This window comes from Methylobacter sp. BBA5.1 (assembly GCF_000746145.1).
Lineage (GTDB): Bacteria > Pseudomonadota > Gammaproteobacteria > Methylococcales > Methylomonadaceae > Methylobacter > Methylobacter marinus.
In genome coordinates this window covers 1-16,906 of the sequence record NZ_JQKS01000051.1, presented here as the reverse complement: position 1 = coordinate 16,906, position 16,906 = coordinate 1, and the positions used below count along the sequence as shown (strand labels likewise).

17 protein-coding genes are annotated in these 16,906 nt (G+C 50.0%); 8 read left to right on the top strand and 9 right to left on the bottom strand.

Annotation, left to right across the window (positions count from 1 at the left end; genetic code table 11):
- Both EK22_RS20810 and EK22_RS25645 read right to left on the bottom strand, forming a co-directional pair.
- The coding region (locus EK22_RS20810) for a transposase (RefSeq protein ID WP_036254102.1) at positions 1-264 on the bottom strand (264 nt) is incomplete at its 3' end.
- Between the two features lie 389 nt (positions 265-653).
- Complete coding sequence (locus EK22_RS25645) at positions 654-749, bottom strand: phage integrase N-terminal SAM-like domain-containing protein (RefSeq protein ID WP_369798240.1); 96 nt, start codon at positions 747-749, stop codon at positions 654-656.
- A 205-nt stretch (positions 750-954) separates the two neighbouring features.
- On the opposite strand from EK22_RS25645, the gene EK22_RS20805 reads away from it, so the two are divergent.
- The 5 genes from EK22_RS20805 to dcd all read left to right on the top strand — a co-directional run bounded on the left by EK22_RS20805 (position 955) and on the right by dcd (position 4,728).
- Positions 955-1,437, top strand: a complete 483-nt coding sequence (locus tag EK22_RS20805) for a hypothetical protein (RefSeq protein ID WP_152565178.1) — start codon at positions 955-957, stop codon at positions 1,435-1,437.
- Between the two features lie 552 nt (positions 1,438-1,989).
- A complete protein-coding gene (locus tag EK22_RS20795; RefSeq protein WP_036254095.1) occupies positions 1,990-2,592 on the top strand; it encodes a peptidoglycan recognition protein family protein in 603 nt (200 codons plus the stop codon).
- A 696-nt stretch (positions 2,593-3,288) separates the two neighbouring features.
- Positions 3,289-3,618 carry an REP-associated tyrosine transposase gene (locus tag EK22_RS25640; RefSeq protein WP_369798239.1) on the top strand — a complete coding sequence of 110 codons (330 nt, stop codon included), beginning with the start codon at positions 3,289-3,291 and terminating at the stop codon, positions 3,616-3,618.
- A gap of 201 nt (positions 3,619-3,819) precedes the next feature.
- The gene (locus EK22_RS25040; RefSeq protein ID WP_200882640.1) at positions 3,820-4,122 is read left to right on the top strand and encodes a hypothetical protein; all 303 of its coding nucleotides are present in this window, start codon (positions 3,820-3,822) and stop codon (positions 4,120-4,122) included.
- Positions 4,123-4,161: 39 nt separating this feature from the next.
- Positions 4,162-4,728 (top strand): dCTP deaminase, encoded by a 567-nt coding sequence (gene dcd, locus EK22_RS20780; protein ID WP_020158285.1) that lies wholly within the window; start codon positions 4,162-4,164, stop codon positions 4,726-4,728.
- A gap of 222 nt (positions 4,729-4,950) precedes the next feature.
- Here dcd and EK22_RS20775 read toward each other — a convergent pair whose 3' ends face one another.
- Positions 4,951-5,208 carry a YcgL domain-containing protein gene (locus EK22_RS20775; protein ID WP_020158284.1) on the bottom strand — a complete coding sequence of 86 codons (258 nt, stop codon included), beginning with the start codon at positions 5,206-5,208 and terminating at the stop codon, positions 4,951-4,953.
- Positions 5,209-5,290: 82 nt separating this feature from the next.
- Here EK22_RS20775 and EK22_RS20770 point away from each other — a divergent pair, with 82 nt between their 5' ends.
- Positions 5,291-5,878, top strand: coding sequence for a CPBP family intramembrane glutamic endopeptidase (locus tag EK22_RS20770; protein ID WP_020158283.1), 588 nt, complete (start codon positions 5,291-5,293; stop codon positions 5,876-5,878).
- Here EK22_RS20770 and EK22_RS20765 read toward each other — a convergent pair.
- Genes EK22_RS20765 through EK22_RS20755 form a run of 3 tightly spaced genes read right to left on the bottom strand, consistent with a single transcriptional unit; the run spans position 5,850 to position 13,577 of the window.
- Positions 5,850-8,045 (bottom strand): GGDEF domain-containing response regulator, encoded by a 2,196-nt coding sequence (locus EK22_RS20765; RefSeq protein WP_020158282.1) that lies wholly within the window; start codon positions 8,043-8,045, stop codon positions 5,850-5,852. The two genes, EK22_RS20770 and EK22_RS20765, sit on opposite strands and share 29 nt — an antisense overlap.
- A 5-nt stretch (positions 8,046-8,050) precedes the next feature.
- The gene (locus EK22_RS20760) at positions 8,051-8,455 is read right to left on the bottom strand and encodes a response regulator (protein ID WP_020158281.1); all 405 of its coding nucleotides are present in this window, start codon (positions 8,453-8,455) and stop codon (positions 8,051-8,053) included.
- Complete coding sequence (locus tag EK22_RS20755) at positions 8,448-13,577, bottom strand: AAA family ATPase (RefSeq protein WP_036254091.1); 5,130 nt, start codon at positions 13,575-13,577, stop codon at positions 8,448-8,450. The genes EK22_RS20760 and EK22_RS20755 overlap by 8 nt, the downstream gene beginning before the upstream one ends.
- Before the next feature lie 141 nt (positions 13,578-13,718).
- On the opposite strand from EK22_RS20755, the gene EK22_RS20750 reads away from it, so the two are divergent.
- The gene (locus EK22_RS20750; protein ID WP_036254089.1) at positions 13,719-14,195 is read left to right on the top strand and encodes a hypothetical protein; all 477 of its coding nucleotides are present in this window, start codon (positions 13,719-13,721) and stop codon (positions 14,193-14,195) included.
- A gap of 298 nt (positions 14,196-14,493) precedes the next feature.
- Here the strand turns inward: EK22_RS20750 and speD are convergent, their stop codons facing one another.
- Both speD and EK22_RS20740 read right to left on the bottom strand, forming a co-directional pair.
- Positions 14,494-15,300 carry an adenosylmethionine decarboxylase gene (speD, locus tag EK22_RS20745; RefSeq protein ID WP_020158276.1) on the bottom strand — a complete coding sequence of 269 codons (807 nt, stop codon included), beginning with the start codon at positions 15,298-15,300 and terminating at the stop codon, positions 14,494-14,496.
- Between the two features lie 5 nt (positions 15,301-15,305).
- Positions 15,306-15,725, bottom strand: a complete 420-nt coding sequence (locus EK22_RS20740) for an OsmC family protein (protein ID WP_036254087.1) — start codon at positions 15,723-15,725, stop codon at positions 15,306-15,308.
- Between the two features lie 139 nt (positions 15,726-15,864).
- Here EK22_RS20740 and crp point away from each other — a divergent pair, with 139 nt between their 5' ends.
- Positions 15,865-16,518, top strand: a complete 654-nt coding sequence (gene crp, locus EK22_RS20735) for a cAMP-activated global transcriptional regulator CRP (RefSeq protein ID WP_027147096.1) — start codon at positions 15,865-15,867, stop codon at positions 16,516-16,518.
- Between the two features lie 118 nt (positions 16,519-16,636).
- On the opposite strand, the gene EK22_RS20730 is transcribed toward crp, so the two are convergent.
- The coding region (locus tag EK22_RS20730; protein WP_036254085.1) for a transposase at positions 16,637-16,906 on the bottom strand (270 nt) is incomplete at its 5' end.

Below are 16,906 nucleotides of genomic sequence, written 5' to 3'. Positions count from 1 at the left end.
GTGATCGTTCAAATCCTCATAGCCGCAGGCCAGACCATAAACCCGTTGTCGCAGCAAGTCGACTACCGGATGCCGGATGCGCTCAGGATCCCTGGGATCGTGCATCTGTTCCGCAATCCGTTGGGTTAACTGGAGCTGTTGGTCAATGGTTCTTAACAACAGCACACCACCATCACTGGTGATGGCTCCGCCGCTGAATTGGGCTTGTATTTTGCGGCGTTTAAAGGCAGGAAAATCTATTTGAGCTGCGGTACAATTTGGCACGGGCAAATCCTTGTTCAAATTCAATCTAAGCAACTGAATTTTATCGAACTCTACGGGATTTGCCCGCTTTTTTTATGAAATATCCGGGCTAAAATCGTGATTATTTCGCTGTAACTCATTCGATGCGGACGATTGCGTTTTTTCTCGCCTTGAGTGAGTTGATTTTTTCGCCATTCAGGCATAAAGGTTCGGCAAAAATCATCCACATCGCAGAATAAGTGTGTTAATTTCATGGCCGGCAGGTTTTTGTTCAGGAAAGTTAGCGTCGAAAACTTATTTTCCTTTTTATAACAAAAACCTGCTCTCTTTGCTTATCCCGAACTCAGGTTAATTAGGGTGAGAGTGTGATTTTGCAAAACCTGGCCCTATGATCTTTGTGATTTTTGATCCTATGATCTTCGGGGATGTTTCTTGCCCAAATGCGGAATAAATCGTTTAATCCAGTCCGCATAAGCCTGCTCAGTACGGATACCGTAATGCTTCAAGCGAATTCCCCCTGACCTGGCCAAGCAGTTTGGGTTCAGATAGCAGCGAAACGGTTGACGTTATTTGCATTTATTTTAGGACATGCTAAATTTTGGCAAATGAATGAAATTAAAAATAATTCTATATTTTTATAAAACTTTAGACAAACTTATGACGCAATGTTTTGCGTCTATTAGGAGGTCTAATATTAGTTAGGACTTAAACTTGGCTGACTCATCATTACTTCCTGTACTTTCCGCTTTGGGCGGTGTCGCGCTAGCCCAAGGGGTAGCCATGCTTCAATCTTGGCTAGACCGTCAGAATAAGCGCGAGATACTCTTGCGCACAAAGTACGAGGAGCTTGGGACGCATTTTCTCGACTCAATGAAGCTGCCGCACGATTTAATGAAGGCCACGAGTACAGAAGCAATTCTTGCTTTAACTCATCAGGAATCGGCAAATAAGGCACGGCTGCTGGCGGTGGTTTATTTTCCACCACTTCAACAATCAATCGGACAGTACAGTGATTCTTATTCTGAGCTTTGTTTGGTCGTAACTTCACTTTATAACCCCCAAGATAATAGGCATATCGGTATGCAAGTTTTCGATAAACCGGCATACATCGAAGCTCGTAATAATCATCTTGCGGCAAGAGACAACCTGCAAGATCAAATTGAATTTTATGCTTCTACTTATGCAAAGTCCTAACATTTCAATCAACGGGAACGCGGAATCAATCTATGCTTAATTTTCATTCTTCGTACCGCGTCCCGTTATTTCTACGTTGGGCGCAGTATGTGAGAGGACCCCATGAGCAAGGAACCTTCGAGGCTTAAGAGGGAAAAGCACCCCATGCCCGTCTTCGTAAAGAACGCTCTGAACGACCGCGGCCTGATGGCCGCTTACAGAGCCGTAGGTGCGATTAGCGTAGCGTAATCGCACGTATGTAAGATGGCAATATTCCTCCGATTACGCTATCGCTAATCGGAGCTACTTGCTGGGCACGATGGGAGTTCTGGCGCACCAATCCCAAAGAAGGTTGGAGAGTTCCTGAAAACTAAAGGCTATGTCATCCCGGTAAATTTTGTAGTCGAAAGCATGTCCATAGGCGACGCTCTTGAAGATAGGTTCATTATCTTCATCGTCTATAAGTAACTGTCCTCCAGTGATGCCCAATCCATCATACCACCGGACGCTGCGCGATAAAGCCGCTCAGCGCCAGTGAATTCAAACGTTAGCCGAAAAACGAAAGGAGAAAATATGTCTACTATAAATAAAGATGGAATGCTTATAGACAACAAAGTCATTCTTCGCCGATTTCCAACTATAGAACATGGTCCTCTAGTTGGCGTTCATGCGATAGTTGTCCATCAAACGGATGCGCCTACCGCTCAACATACCTTCAACGGCTACAATGCAGGAGGTAATGGTGCACATTTTCTGATAGACAAAAATGGTCAAATTTATCAAACGGCCAGTATGCATAAACGCTGCTACCACGTTGGCCGTCTAATAAAGTCAAAATGTCTTACCATCAACAAGAAGAGTTGTAATGGTGCCAACATGGCAAAGATTCTTGCCATGTCATGGACAAGTCAGATAAAGGCTCTAGATGCAAATGAACGCGCCAAATCTTATCCTCATCGGTACCCAGTCAATAGTGATTCAATTGGCATTGAGCTTGTGGGGAAACATATAGATAACAAACGATACGAAATAGTTACTCCAATCCAGAACGCTTCTCTCCAATGGCTAGTAAGTGAACTATATAGTCACTTTAGTCTTACTTCTAGCGACGTATATAAGCATCCAGAGGTCTCATACAAAAACCCTGGTGAAGCGAGTACAGCAACATGGAAGTAAAGATGAAATTGTCAATCATATTGGCCATTGCTTTTCTCGCCTCATGCGCAACCCAGGGCTTCTACCAACATGAAATCACAGATGTGTATGTGGAAGATTTCGGGTCAGATGACATTGAAAGCTGCCGTCCATCAGATGTAGACCTGAGTCATCACGAGGCTAAAGAATATTTTCTTAGGGCAAGGCAGGTTGAGTATAGGGTAATCCATGATCATTATAATTACGCACCATGCTATATAGAGGGGACATTAAAATATAGATCAAGCATATGTGAATGGGAGATCCGTGCAGGAGCTACTGGCCATATAAAATGCGGAGGAGAAACCAAATATTTCGTGTGCGACACATGCGAGAATCTATTTAGTCACTAGCGGCTGGTCAATCGACTAACAATCGCATGCACACGGACAGCAAAAAGCGCTGCTCCTCGTTCCTCGTCGCTCTGCTTTTTGCTGCCGGTGATGCGAAGCGTTAGGCGTCATCAATGAACTCGTGCTGCACTCGAAAGAGATCAATATGACTGAAAACGCGTAAGGTTCAATTCGTAGTATGTTTACTCAAAACCCGCCTAAATAATAATTGGGGTCAGTAGTAGCGCCGCATGACTGTCTCAGCATGTGGTGTGATTAGGGTTAACCCATTAAATCCACAATGGGTACAATATTTTACCCTCAACTCATGCTCCAAGGTCTCACAATGCCAGATTATCGTCGTTACCGCGCTCCAGGCGGGACTTACTTTTTTACGGTGAACTTACTGGAAAGACATGCCAACGACCTGTTGATCCGTTATATTGATACTCTCCGGCTCGTCGTTAGGGAAACCCGCAAACGCTGGCCTTTTTATATCGACGCTTGGGTTGTATTGCCCGAACACTTGCACTGTTTTTGGACATTACCGCCAGATGATGACGACAACGCCAACCGCTGGCGGGTTATCAAGCAAGGTTTTTCCAAAGCCTTGCCGATTACCGAGCGGCGTTCCGCCGTCCGTATTGCTCGTGGCGAGAGGGGCATTTACCCATAGGGCACATGTGGCAACGCCGCTTTTGGGAGCATGTGGTTCGGGACGATGAAGACTATGCGGCACACGTCGATTATTGCCATATCAACCCGCTAAAACATGGTTTGGTTGAGCGTGTCACCGATTGGCCTTATTCAACTTTTCACCATTATGTAGAGCGTGGGCTTTACCCGCCAAATTGGACAACTCAGCCAAGTATTAACAATGCCGACGGGGAACGTGGGTGATAATCATGCGGCGCAATACTCTATCGCTATTGCGCCTTATCGAGTCACGTTTTTGCAGGATGATAGTCGTCTTATCCGCTTCGCCTACATGCCTGAACATTGCTCATGGCTCAATCAGGTGGAAATCCGGTTTGGCATTTCGCTCGCCGTCTATTCAAGCGCTGCAAACGGGATAAATAACTGTCTATGCGTAACATCAATTACCGCTTTTCCCGGCTGGGCTGATTTGCCGGTCGCCGCGTCTTGTTTACGCCTTGCGCCCGGCTATCTGTCTGTGTGAAAATTAGTCTTTTTAAATCAACCGGGTATTTAGTATTTCATGAGCATTAAGTCGGACAAGTGGATACGCCGCATGGCGGAGCAGCACGGCATGATCGAGCCGTTTGAAAGCGGTCAGGTCAGAAATGCGGGGCAGGGGCGCGTCATTTCCTACGGCACATCCAGTTATGGCTATGATGTCCGGTGTTCTGATGAATTCAAGATCTTTACCAACATCAATTCGGCCATTGTCGATCCGAAGGACTTCGACTCGAACAGCTTCGTCGATGTGAAGTCCGATGTCTGCATCATTCCACCGAACTCGTTTGCGCTGGCTCGGACGGTCGAGTATTTCCGTATCCCGCGCGATGTCCTGACGATTTGCCTGGGCAAGTCGACCTATGCGCGCTGCGGCATTATCGTCAATGTCACGCCGCTGGAACCGGAATGGGAAGGGCATGTGACGCTGGAGTTTTCCAATACCACGCCGCTGCCCGCCAAAATCTACGCTAATGAAGGCGTCGCGCAGATGCTGTTTTTTGGCGGCGACGAAGTGTGCGAAACCTCTTACAAGGACAGGGGCGGCAAGTATCAGGGGCAGACTGGCGTGACGTTGCCGAAGACGTAAATTTGCAGGTTGGGGATCAGGTTATAGCCTGTGCCTGTCGACAGCTTAACTGGCCATGAAGAGCATGGCAGGCCGGGTTGCTAACCCGGCATTCGAGGCCGCCCATGCCGGGTTTCCGCTAAAGCTCCAACCCAGCCTACGCGATGCTTGTTTCCATGCAGGGGCTATGGCGCGTCTTTTCAGGTGAGTTGCGGACTTTGGAGGGATCCTCCGGCCTTACGCTTACTGAACTTTCAACGGCGCCGGTATCCTGGTCGGCGGCATTTGCACGAAAAAGCCTTTTTCCCTAAGGCTGGCGATGACTTTGCCGGCATCTTCACGGGCCAGCTTGCGTTCCGGTGTCAGTTCGATGTCCATGACAAAGGCCATTTTGCCGAAGCTGTTGAACAGCATTTCCGGCACTCTGGAAAAATCGTCTTTTTTATCGATGTACAGGTAAAGGTCTTCTTTTTTAAGGCTTTTATAAATGAAACAGTGCATGGCATTAAACGATAATCAATCGGGGCAGCTATTTTAACCATTTTTGTTTAGAATGGCTTATTCCTAATTTTCAATCGCACCGATGGCTAAAACTCCTTTCAATCCCGACACCTTTTTTAAACAGGCCTGTTATTTTGAAGCGTCGCTGATTTTGGTCGCGGTGTTCCTGGGCTGGATTGCCGGCATCAATCCTTTCGAGCATTTATCCTTTTCGGAAAGCGCCATCGGCTACGGCGTTTTGGGGACGGCGCCGTTGTTTGTCGCGCTTCTGGCGCTGGAGCAGATGCAGATAGATTCCCTGGCGCAAATCAGACGCTTGCTGGTTGAAACGCTGGGGCCCGGTTTGCAGCGTTATCACTGGGTCGATGTGTTCATGCTGGCGGCGATTGCGGGGGTATCCGAGGAGATTCTGTTCCGCGGCGTCATTCAACCCTGGATGGAGTCGTTATGGGGCATGGCAGTGGGGTTGATCGGCAGCAATATTCTTTTCGGGCTGGCGCATGCCGTGACGCCGCTTTATGCGCTGCTGGCGGCATCGGTGGGGCTTTATCTGGGCTGGTCTCTCGATTATGGCGGCGACAGGAACCTGTGGACGCCGATCATCATTCACGGGCTCTACGATTTTCTGGCTTTTATGGCGCTTATTCGAGCGTATAGGGCGCGTCAATAACCGGCGGGGCGGAATAAGGCGTCTCCAGCGGGACAGGCTGGCTGATCCAGTAGCCTTGCGCGTAATCGACGCCCAATTCCACGATTTTGTCATAAACCCTTTCGCTTTCGACAAATTCGGCGATCGTCTTCTTGCCCATCAGATGGCCGATCTCATTGATGGACTTGACCATGGCGAGATCGATTTCGTCGTTGCAGATATCCTGGACGAAGATGCCGTCAATCTTCAGATAATCGACCGGCAGGTTTTTCAGGTAAGCGAATGACGACAGGCCGCTGCCGAAGTCATCCAGCGCAAACCGACAGCCGCTTTCCTTTAATGTGGTAATAAACGTGGTCGCCATGTTCAGGTTGGAAATCGCCGCCGTTTCGGTGATTTCAAAACAGAACTTATGGGCCGGCAAGGCGTAATAATCCAGTTGCCGCGTGATGGTCGCCAGGATGCCCTCGCTACCGAGGGTGTGGCCGGACAGGTTGATCGTGCACAGCGATAACTGGTCCAGTTGCTGGGGGTTGTCCGCGAACCAGGCGAAGGTCTTGGCGATAATGTACTGATCGATTTTCGGCATCAGGCCATAGCGCTCGGCGGCTGGAATAAACGCGCCGGGGGGGATCAGGGTGTTGTTGTTTTCCTCTATCCTGACCAGGATCTCGTAATGCTCGCCTTCCTGTTCGTGAATGCTTTTGATGTGGTGTTTATAAATGCGGAAATGGTCTTTATCGAGGGCTTCGTTCAGCTTGGCGATCCAGTGCATCTGTCCGGAGCGCTGCAGGATTTCCTCGGCGTTTTTCTGGTACACGTAAACCCGGTTGCGGCCTGCGTCCTTGGCGGCGTAGCAGCAGGCATCGGCAATCATGAGCAGGTCGTTGAGCGAGTGGAATTCGTTGTCGATGGCGATCAGGCCGATACTGACGCCGATGCGAAAGCTCTGGCGCTCCCAGCTGAAGCGATAATTGGCGATGATTTCGCGCAAGGAGTTGGCCAGACGCTCGCCCTGCTCAATCGTGCAGTGTTCCATCAGGATGCCGAACTCGTCGCCGCCGAGCCTCGCCAGCGTGTCGCGCACCCTGACCTCGTGCTGCAGCAGGGTCGTCACCTGTTTGAGCAGTTCGTCGCCGGCGGTATGGCCGCAGGTGTCGTTGATGATTTTGAACTGGTCCAGGTCCAGATAGCAGAAGGCAAAGTCGCCTTCATCGTGATTTCTTGCTTTCAAGATACGGTTGAGCCTGACTTCGAATTCGCGGCGGTTTACCAGGCCCGTCAAGGGGTCGTGCGCGGCTTGATAGGCAAGCTCCTTGGACAGGCGCCGCGATGCCGTCACATCGCTGAATACGAGGACCACGCCCTGTATCTGGCGCTCCCGGTCATGAATCGGGGCGGCGGAGTCCTGGATCGAATATTCTATGCCGTAGCGGTTGATCAGCAGCGTATCGTGGCTGATGAACTCGGTCTCATGGGTGGCCAGAACGCGAAACACCGGGTTGGGCAGCGGCTTTCGGGTGATGTCGTTATAAATATTGAAGACCTCGTCAATGACGCGCCCCCGGGCTTCGGCCACGCGCCAGCCGGTCAGCTTTTCGGCAACCGGATTCAAAAATTCGATAATGCCGTTTTTAGAGGTGGTGATAACGGCGTCGCCTATGGACTTTAAGGTGATCAACGCGCGTTCTTTTTCCCGCCTTAGCTGCTCTTCCGCCTGCTGGCGCTCGCCGATTTCCTGGCGCAGTTCAGTCGTGCGCTCGGCAACCAGGTTTTCAAGCCGGTGGCGATGTTCATCCAGTTCCCGTTCAGCCGACTTGGCTTTTAACACATGATTGATGGTGATCGGGATTAACTTCAGGTACTGGCCGTTAAGATCCTTGGACAGATAATCGGAAGCCCCCATCTTGAGCGCCCTGACGGCAATATCCTCGGCGCCGCTGCCGGTCACGAAAATCACCGAGGTGGTGTCGGGAATAAAAGCGAACAGGTCGAAGGCCGTGCCGTCGCCCAAGGCGTGATCGGCCAGAATGACGTCATACTCGTTCTGTTGCAAGGCCTCGATGGCTTCCGCAACGGAGCCGGCAATGTCAAAGGCATAAGGCAAATGCTCATGCTTGACAAAGCGCTTGAAGCTCATCTGGTCGGTCAGGTCATCTTCGACTAATAATACTTTTATGTCCGGCATAAGACTTATTTCTTTATGGTCCAGTATGAGTTTAGCACTTGAATGGCATCGATGAATTGATCGTAATCGACTGGTTTCAGGATATAGCCGGAAATGCCGAGGGCGAAACCTTGGTCGACATCCTGCTGTTCCATCGATGATGTCAGCATGATCACGGGGATGTTCTTAAAAGCGGGATGGCTTTTGAGTTGTTTCAGGCATTCATGCCCATTCATCTTGGGCATGTTGATGTCCAGGAGGATCATGCAGGGCAGTTCGTCCTCGGAACTTTCCAGATACTGCAGTGCTTCCTCGCCGTTATTGACCGTGACCAGTTTATTGATCACACCGAGTTTTTTCAGGCCGCGTTCCACGGTCATGATATCGACTTGATCGTCCTCGACGAGCAAGATGGGCTGAATGCTATTCATATTTTTTTCTTCTTTTAGGTATGGTGAAAATAAAAGAGCTCCCTTTTCCTACTTCAGACTCAAGCCAGATTTTGCCGCCCCACGTCGTGACAATTTTCTCTATCAGGCTTAAACCGATACCTGTACTTTCGGACTGGTCTTTAGGTTTTAAAGTTTGAAATAACTGGAATATTTTTTCCTGGTATTTTTTATCGATGCCGGGGCCGTTATCGGTCACTGCAAACTGCCAGTAGTGGTTTTGCTCCATGCAGGTGACCGAGATGATGCCTTTCTCCTTATCGTTGTATTTGATGGCATTATCCAGTAAGTTCTGGAAAACCTGAAACAGTCTCAGTTTTTCTCCCTCGATGACGGGTAAGTCGGCCTGGATATGCACTTCTATGTGGGCGGGCGGCGCGATCAGACTGATCACGTCCGCCAGCAGCTGGTTGCAATCGATTTGTTCCTCGGGTTCCACGAAACGGCCGACCCGGGAGTATTGCAGGATGCCGTCGATCATTTCGTGCATGCGTTTGGCGCGGTCGCGCAGCAAGGCCATCTGTTCGCGGCCATTATCATCAAAGGCGTCGGCATAGTCCTCGCAAATCCAGCCCGATAGCTGGTTAATGGCGCGCAGCGGCGCTTTCAGATCATGGGACACGACATAGGCAAAATGCTTCAGCTCTTCATTGACGCTGTTCAGGGAGGCGGTGCGCTCTGCAACGCGCAGTTCCAGCTCCTCATTCAGTGATTGTATTTGCGCCTGGGTGCGCTTCATTTCCTCGATCAGCAGGGTGTTTTCCAGCGCGATCGCCGCTTGCGCGGTCAACAGCCGGGTCAGTTCGATTTGCTCGCGCGTGAACGCGGAGGTGATCAGGTTGTTTTCCAGGAACAAGACGCCCAGGACCTGTTGCTGTTTCAACAATGGCACGCAAAGTACCGATTTAAGATGCTGGTGTTGCACTGTGCCGTCCGCTATAAAATCGCCGTCGCTGCCGGCGTTATCAAGCACCAGCATTTCAGCGGTACGGTACACGTAGTTGACGATGGCCAGGCTCAAGGTATCGGTGCTCAGATTCGGGTCGCCGCGCAGCTGTACGTCAACAAAGCCGTGCTTGATGCCTTTGGCCAATACGGCCAGGTCTTGCGGTTCGGCAATGAGCAGATAGCCGGTTTTGGCGCCAAGCCGTTCCATGATCGATTGCAGGATAGCGCTTAGCAGACCGTTCAGGTTCTGCTGCTGCGTGATGGTACGCGTCGCCAGCAGCAGGTAATTGACATCGAGCATCTGCGCCAGGGACGCATCGGCGGGGGTGTTGTCATCGGCCTGCAAGGTGATGGAATAGTTTTCCGTCAGTTGCCTGACTTTGATCTCCGCGTCGCAGTCAAAATAATGGCCTGCCGCCCGGGTTAAATAGTAATTGGCGTAGTTATGCTGGCGGTCTATCAGTATCTGGCCCAGCCGTTCATTCAGGAAACCTTCCAGCAAGGTGAAATGCTGCGCTTTACTTAGATCGATCGCATCGAGGCAGTGGCGGCGTGTTTCGCTGAAATTGCCAGTATGATTGGCTTGTTCCATCCACATAAAGGCCAGGTAGGGTTTTAAAATCGGCCCGAGCTCGGCCCAGGTTTGCACCTGCTCCAGGCAATAGTCTAACGTCTCTTGTTCTTCGTCCGGTATGGTCTTGTGCAGTCTGAGCCCATTGACATAGCGAAACACATACCACAGGCGATTGAGAATGTTATCGCTCAAACCGCGCAAATAGGGTTCCGCCTGATGCAGGTAGTCAGCCGCCTGCTCGTAATCGCCCAGATAATGGCTGCTGATGCCTTTCAGTGAGTAATAGCCGCCGATCGAGACGACGTGTTTATCGGTCGCCCATTTATTGAGTTTGTCCGCTATTTCCTGCTCGCTGCAGGGTGTCCTCTCCGTATTCATCATATCCGCCCAGCCGGCAAGGGCGCTTTCGGCCAGCCCCAGGGACAGGGATAGATTGAATCGGTTGGAAAAATGGATGCACTCCTCGGCCACATCAATGACTTGCCGCAAATGCGCGCCCTGATGAATTAAATGCCAGATATACGGGCCATAGGACAGGCCGGCGTTATATAAATCGCCGCAGTTTTTGCCCCGGTGAATATTTTTCTGGCACTGTTCAATAATATAAGCCGAATCGCTGCGGTTATGCATATTGGTCCATAGAATGCCGTTGATGCCTTTAGTTGCGCCAAATGTGTCGGGATAGCGGTGCGCCAGGGCCAGACCTAAGTCTTCATAGCGGAAGGACAGTTCATACTGGCCTTTGCGCTGCAGGTACAGGCCCACCATTGAAAAACCATAAATGACTGATTCATCAACGCCGCCGCCCAGACAGTTCTGTGTTGATTGAATAGCGGATAGATAAAGCTGTGGCACCATGCCCGCTAGATAGTAATCGGGAATCAGTTCACTGTAGATGCCGGTTTCAATTTGAGTGGCTCGGTCGCTGCTGGGTTCAATATCGAGTATTTTCTGCCAGATATCGGTATCGCCCGCATGGATCTGCTGGATAATCGTGGCCGCGCGCTCCAGCGACTGCTCATCATCATCGGGAATGGACCGGTTGAAATAGGCCAGGCCGCGATTGCCCAGGGCGATGGCCTGTTCAAACTTGCCCATCGAGGACAGACCGGTCGTTTGTTCGTATAAACAGTCGATGCGGTCGATATCGCTTTTTGAGTGATTGATCAGCGTGTTCAGGATTTGTTCCGATGCGGGCTGGTTGCCCAGGGCCATTTCCGTCCGGGCCAGGTATTTATGCAGGGAAAATAAAAACGCATAGTCTTTGTCCCAGCTGTCTTCAGGGTACAGGTTTTTGCTTTGATGGAAAAAATAGTTGGCGTTGTCCATCGCCAGCGCTTTCATGGCCGCGATGCCGGCGTAATAATTGAATTTCGCCTCTTCAAGACGGCTCTCCAGGCTTTGGTCGGGTTTCCTGCCGTTAGCCAGGTGTTCGACGATGGCGAACAGATTGGGCAGGGTTTCAAGGTCGGCGTGTTCGGGAATGGCGCTGATCAGCGCCGTGGCGATCTGCCCGTGTATGCGCCGTTTCTTGTCGGCGTCAAGAAAGCTGGCGGCCGCGGCCTGAACCTGGTCGTGGAAAAACAGCAACTGGTCTTTTTCCCTGAGCAAAATGTTGCTGTTGAATGCCGGCGTCAAGGCATGATAAAGGGCCGGCAGCGTCATTGCCGTCGTCAGTGCCAGATCGGATGCCTCGAACCTGGCGCCGAGACTGGCGGCAATGCTCAGCAACTCGCGGACAGGCTGGGGCAGCTTGGCGATTTTGTCCTTGAACAGGTCCAGTGCCGAATCGGGAATGGCGGTATGGCGCAATTGCTCGTCATCCCATGTCCATAAGCCGTTTTCGGTCAGGTGCAGATGCTTGTAGGTATGCAGCCAGCGCAGGCTTTCGTTGACGAACAAGGGGTTGCCGGCCGAGGTCTGGTAGATGATTTTCGATAAATCCTGGGTCCTGGACGGGTAAGTGTTCAGAATATACGCGGTCATCTGGTTGACCTCGCTAAGCCCTAGCGCCTCCAGGCGGATTTCCTGCAGCGGGCGATGGGCCTGCTTGATTTTGTGGGTCAGGCGCATCAACCGGTGGCTGCTGTCGACCTCGTTATGCCGGTAAGCGCCTAGCCAGAATAAATATGGATAGTCCATGGCATTGTCGAAAATACGCTCGAGTAAATCGAACGTGGCGCCGTCACACCACTGTAAGTCGTCAATAAACAGCGTTAACGGGTGTTCTTCCGAGATCAGGCTGGCAAGGAATTTTTCGGCCGTGTCATTAAACCGGTTGCGCGCTTCAATCGGCGGCAAGTTCGGCACTTCCGGCTGGGGTCCGATAATCAGATGCAATTCGGGAACCAGGTCGGTAATCAGGCGCCCGTTCTCGCCTAATTGCTCGCTGATGCGCCGGCGCCAGTAGGCGATACGTCCCCGGTCTTCGGTCAGGAAAGTTTTTATCAGATGACTGAAGGCCTGGATCAGCGTGCTGTAAGGAATATGTTTTTTGAACTGGTCGAACTTGCCGGAAGTGAAATAGCCGGCATGCGCGATAATCGGCAACTGCAGTTCCTGAATCAGCCGTGTTTTGCCGATGCCGGACAAGCCTGAAATCAGTGCCGAACGAAATACACCGGCACAGACCTTGCTGTATTCATCAAGCAATTGTTTTTTTTGCTCTTCACGCCCGACCATTAACGACGGAATCGTAATGCGGTTGCTGAAATCCTTTTGCTTCAGGATGAAACTGTTGATGTCCCGGTTTTGCTGTAGCCCACGTAAACAATATTTCAGATCCACGTTTAGGCCGGCCGCTGTCTGATAACGTTTTTCGGGGGCTTTTTCCAAAAGCAGCGCAATGATTTTGCCGATGACTTTAGGTATGTCCGGGTTTATTTCATTAATCAGTGCCGGAGTTTCGGCAATATGGGAGTGAATGATGGCGATCGGATCATCAAACAAAAAAGGCGGTTTGCCAGCCAGGCATTCAAAGAATATGGTGCCCAGCGAATACAGGTCGGTCGTATAATTGACCGAATGCTTGATGCGGCCGGTTTGTTCCGGCGATAAGTAAGGCAGCGTTTGTAGGCGGAAATGCTCTTCGTAAATGAAATGGCTAAGCTGATTGATATCCAGCACCCGGATGTCATCGATAATCTGGACGGCCAGCGTTTCCGGGTCGATCAGTATGTTCGTGGGCTTTATGCTCTTATGGATATGCCCGGCTTTGTGGATGTCTTCCAGTTGCTCGGCAATGGCGATGATGATCTTGATCGTTGTCAGCAGATCGGGTGCCCTATGGCTTTCCAGCCAGCGACTTAGCGGTTGGGCTTCGATATAGGGCTGTATTAGGCACAACGAGTCGACCGAGGGATGATAGACCTCGGGAATAATGCTGCGAGGTAGTTCCAGTTCGCTGAGTTGGTTAATCTGCTGGCGTATATAGGAGACGGCATCCTCGCTGCAAAATTGCGGTTTGATTTTCTTAAGGGCCAGTAGATTGTCCTGATCATTTAAGTCATGCGCTTGATAGACATCGGCATGCATGCTTTCGCCCAGTTTATTCAAGATTTTAAAATTTAATAATGTTTTCATTGCAGTGGGCTTAAACGAAAGTACATGGATGGACTATAGCATTCTTTACAGGAATGTAAGTTGATATCGCATGGAAATGTCAGTCTAAGTAACAGATTTTGCTATCATAAGCGCTATTTACGCATCTAACCGGGAAATAAAATGCTGGGCCAAGTTGAACGCGAACAATTGAAATCCGATCTTATCCTGCCCTGGATAATCGTCATCATGATGCTGGTCATGCTGGCGGCGGCCATTATGGCCTGCCATATCGCCGGGGGGCAGTTGCAGCAGCATCTGCCTCATGATCAGCGGGAATTGATCAGAACGATTTTATATGCCGTCGCCATTGTCGCTTTTCCGTTGACCAATCTGATCCGGCATATTCAACTACGCCTGAACCAAACCATGCCCGGCGACAAGTCGGCCAAAAACCGTTATCTACTGACCGTTACGGTTTCGGCTGCATTGATTGAAAGCGTGGGGATTTTCGGTTTTGTCATGTTTATTTTGGGTGATGATTTCAATACGCTGTATATATTTACCGGCCTGTCGGCGTTGGGGCTGTTCTTATACCGGCCGAAACCGGATGAATACTACGACATCGTAGAGGCAAGAAACGCACAAAAACAGGAATAATCTAGTAGTTGATGCAGACGGCGGCTTCAATGAAATAATTCAGGGTCGGGGCGTTACTGCTGAAAAAAACGAGGTGAACACATAATGATAACAATCCGCTATTTTGTTCCTGTGAACCGATTTGCCAGGCATTAGTTCCCTGTGGCGCTGACAAAATGCCTGACGCCCGTGGTTTCGGCGCAGAGGGATTGGAAGAAAGAAGAGAGTTGGGGATAGCCTTCGCGGCGTTAATTGCCCGGCATATAAAGGGGTTGGCGGAATAGGGCGACCGGTCGGTCGCCCTGTCGACAGTCAGGTATTATGATTTGACTTCTTCATAGTTGCGCTGAAAATTATGGCCGTAAAAGATTTCAAACATCTCTTTCTGCAGTTTTTCCTGAATCTCGGCTTTTTGATCGACTGACAAATTGCTTTCCTTTTCGAACAGGTAATTTTCCAGTTCGGTTTCCTTCAGCATCATCTTGGTATGGAAGATATTCTCCTGATAGACGTTCACATCTATCATCTGATAGCTTTCCAATGTGTCTTTGGCGATATAGTTCTGGATCGAGGTAATGTTGTGGTCGATATAGTGCTTTTTGCCGGAAATATCGCGTGTAAATCCACGCACTTTATAGTCCATGATGACAATGTCGGACTCGAAGCTGTGGATCAGGTAATTGAGCGCTTTCAGCGGCGAGATCTGGCCGCAGGTCGACACGTCAATATCGGCGCGAAACGTGCTGATGCCGTTGTCCGGGTGACTTTCGGGATAGGTATGTACGGTAATATGGCTTTTATCCAGATGCGCCAGTACAGTGTCCGGCAATGGTCCCGGCGACTGGCTGTTCATGCTGGGCGGCGGCGGCGCATCGCCTTCCGAAATCAGCATGGTCACACTGGCGCCTTGCGGTTCATAGTCCTGATGGGCAATATTAAGGATTTGCGCACCGATGATTTCGGCCACGTCTTTAAGAATTTGTGTCAGTCTATCGGCATTATAGGCTTCATCAATATACTCAATGTAAGCCTGCTGCTGCTCGGCGGGCGCATAGCAGACATCGTATATATTGAAACTTAGCGACTTCGTTAAATTGTTAAAGCCTTGTAATTGCAACTTTTTCAAAATAGTTAAACCTCGATAACTTCAAAATCATGGGTGATCTCCACCTCTGCCTTGCCCAGCATAATCGATGCCGAACAATATTTTTCCGCGGACAGCTTGATTGCCCGCTCGACCGTTGACGGCTTTAAGCCTCGGCCTTTGACGATAAAATGCATGTGAATCTTGCTGAACACGCTGGGTATGGCATCAACCCGTTCTGCGGAAATTTCCGCGACGCAATCGACGATGTCGTTTTTGCCTTTTTGCAAAATCTGAACCACATCAAATGAGGAACAGCCTCCGACTCCCAATAAAATCATTTCCATGGGACGTATGCCCATATTGCGCCCGCCGTGGTCGGGCGGACCATCCATCACCACGGCATGGCCACTGCCGGATTCGCCGACGAACATCGCGCCGTCCACCCATTTGACTGTTGCTTGCATTTTTTTCCCCGGTTAAAAATGTGGCATAGGGTAGCATATTATGTGCGATTGACAGAGTTTCAATGTTGATTTTTTCGTTAAAATCCTGCACTGTTATTAAAGACATACATACAACATGGACATTGGATGAGTTTTTAATATGACACTTATTTCCCAAGAAGACTCCAGTAAAAAGGCATTGGAGCAGTTTTTAAACCTTTGCCACAAAAAAAAGTATCAGACCAAGGCCACTATAATCAGGCCTGGTGATGCCGGAGACCGGCTATATTATATCGTGGAGGGATCGGTCAGTGTCTGCGTGGAAGATGACGATGGACGTGAACTGATTCTGGCTTACCTTAACAAAAACGAATTCATAGGAGAGATTGGTGTTTTTAAAGGAGTAGAAACGAGAAAAGTTACTATTAAAACGCGCAGCGAGTGCCGACTGGCCGAAATAGGCTATGATCGTTTCCGGCAGGCGTTAAAAAAAGAATTGCTCGAGTATGCGCCTGAGTTACTTTTCATGTTGGGCGAGCAATTATCAGGCCGATTGCTCACGGCCAATCGTAAATTTTGCGATTTGGCCTTCATGGATGTGGAAGGGCGAATTGCCCGAACCTTGTTGGATCTTTGCAAGGAACCCGATGCCATCACGCATCCGGATGGCATGCAGTTGCATATCACTCGCCAGGAAATCAGCCGCATTGTCGGGTGTTCGAGAGAAATGGCCGGGCGCGTGTTAAAAGAACTGGAAGATAAGGGGCTGATCAGTGCTCATGGCAAGACGATCGTCGTGTTTGGTACGCGTTAACCCCGAGTCAACGTAGAGGCGACAGGCCAGGTTGCCTCTGGTGTGAATTAGGAACGGGAATGAAATAAGGCCCGCGATTGAGGCAGGCTTTCTGTCCATGCAGCAACTGTGTTCAAAATCAAGCCTGATTGGCAAAATCAGGGTTCCACTCGCTGCCTGTTTTTGCCATGGAATTGAGAATAGTGAGCAATTTCCTCATACAGGCAACAAGGGCCACTTTTTTTAGCTTACCTTGGGCCAACAGACGTTGATAAAATAGTCTTATTGGCTTGTTAAAACGGGTTGCGCTTAAGGTCGCCATGTAAAGCGTTGATCGTATCTGCGTTCGCCCCCCAAATATCGCTCTTCGCCCTGTTTTTTTGCCACTATCCCTGGCATAAGGCGCAAG

Excerpts from the sequence above, each read along its gene's own strand:
- EK22_RS20755 (WP_036254091.1), bottom strand. The coding sequence starts at position 13,577 with ATGAAAACATTATTAAATTTTAAAATCTTGAATAAACTGGGCGAAAGC.
- EK22_RS20795 (WP_036254095.1), top strand. The coding sequence starts at position 1,990 with ATGTCTACTATAAATAAAGATGGAATGCTTATAGACAACAAAGTCATT.
- crp (WP_027147096.1), top strand. The coding sequence starts at position 15,865 with ATGACACTTATTTCCCAAGAAGACTCCAGTAAAAAGGCATTGGAGCAG.
- EK22_RS20760 (WP_020158281.1), bottom strand. The coding sequence starts at position 8,455 with ATGAATAGCATTCAGCCCATCTTGCTCGTCGAGGACGATCAAGTCGAT.
- EK22_RS25640 (WP_369798239.1), top strand. The coding sequence starts at position 3,289 with ATGCCAGATTATCGTCGTTACCGCGCTCCAGGCGGGACTTACTTTTTT.
- EK22_RS20765 (WP_020158282.1), bottom strand. The coding sequence starts at position 8,045 with ATGCCGGACATAAAAGTATTATTAGTCGAAGATGACCTGACCGACCAG.
- EK22_RS20775 (WP_020158284.1), bottom strand. The coding sequence starts at position 5,208 with ATGCACTGTTTCATTTATAAAAGCCTTAAAAAAGAAGACCTTTACCTG.
- EK22_RS20740 (WP_036254087.1), bottom strand. The coding sequence starts at position 15,725 with ATGCAAGCAACAGTCAAATGGGTGGACGGCGCGATGTTCGTCGGCGAA.
- EK22_RS20750 (WP_036254089.1), top strand. The coding sequence starts at position 13,719 with ATGCTGGGCCAAGTTGAACGCGAACAATTGAAATCCGATCTTATCCTG.
- EK22_RS25040 (WP_200882640.1), top strand. The coding sequence starts at position 3,820 with ATGCCGACGGGGAACGTGGGTGATAATCATGCGGCGCAATACTCTATC.
- EK22_RS20770 (WP_020158283.1), top strand. The coding sequence starts at position 5,291 with ATGGCTAAAACTCCTTTCAATCCCGACACCTTTTTTAAACAGGCCTGT.
- dcd (WP_020158285.1), top strand. The coding sequence starts at position 4,162 with ATGAGCATTAAGTCGGACAAGTGGATACGCCGCATGGCGGAGCAGCAC.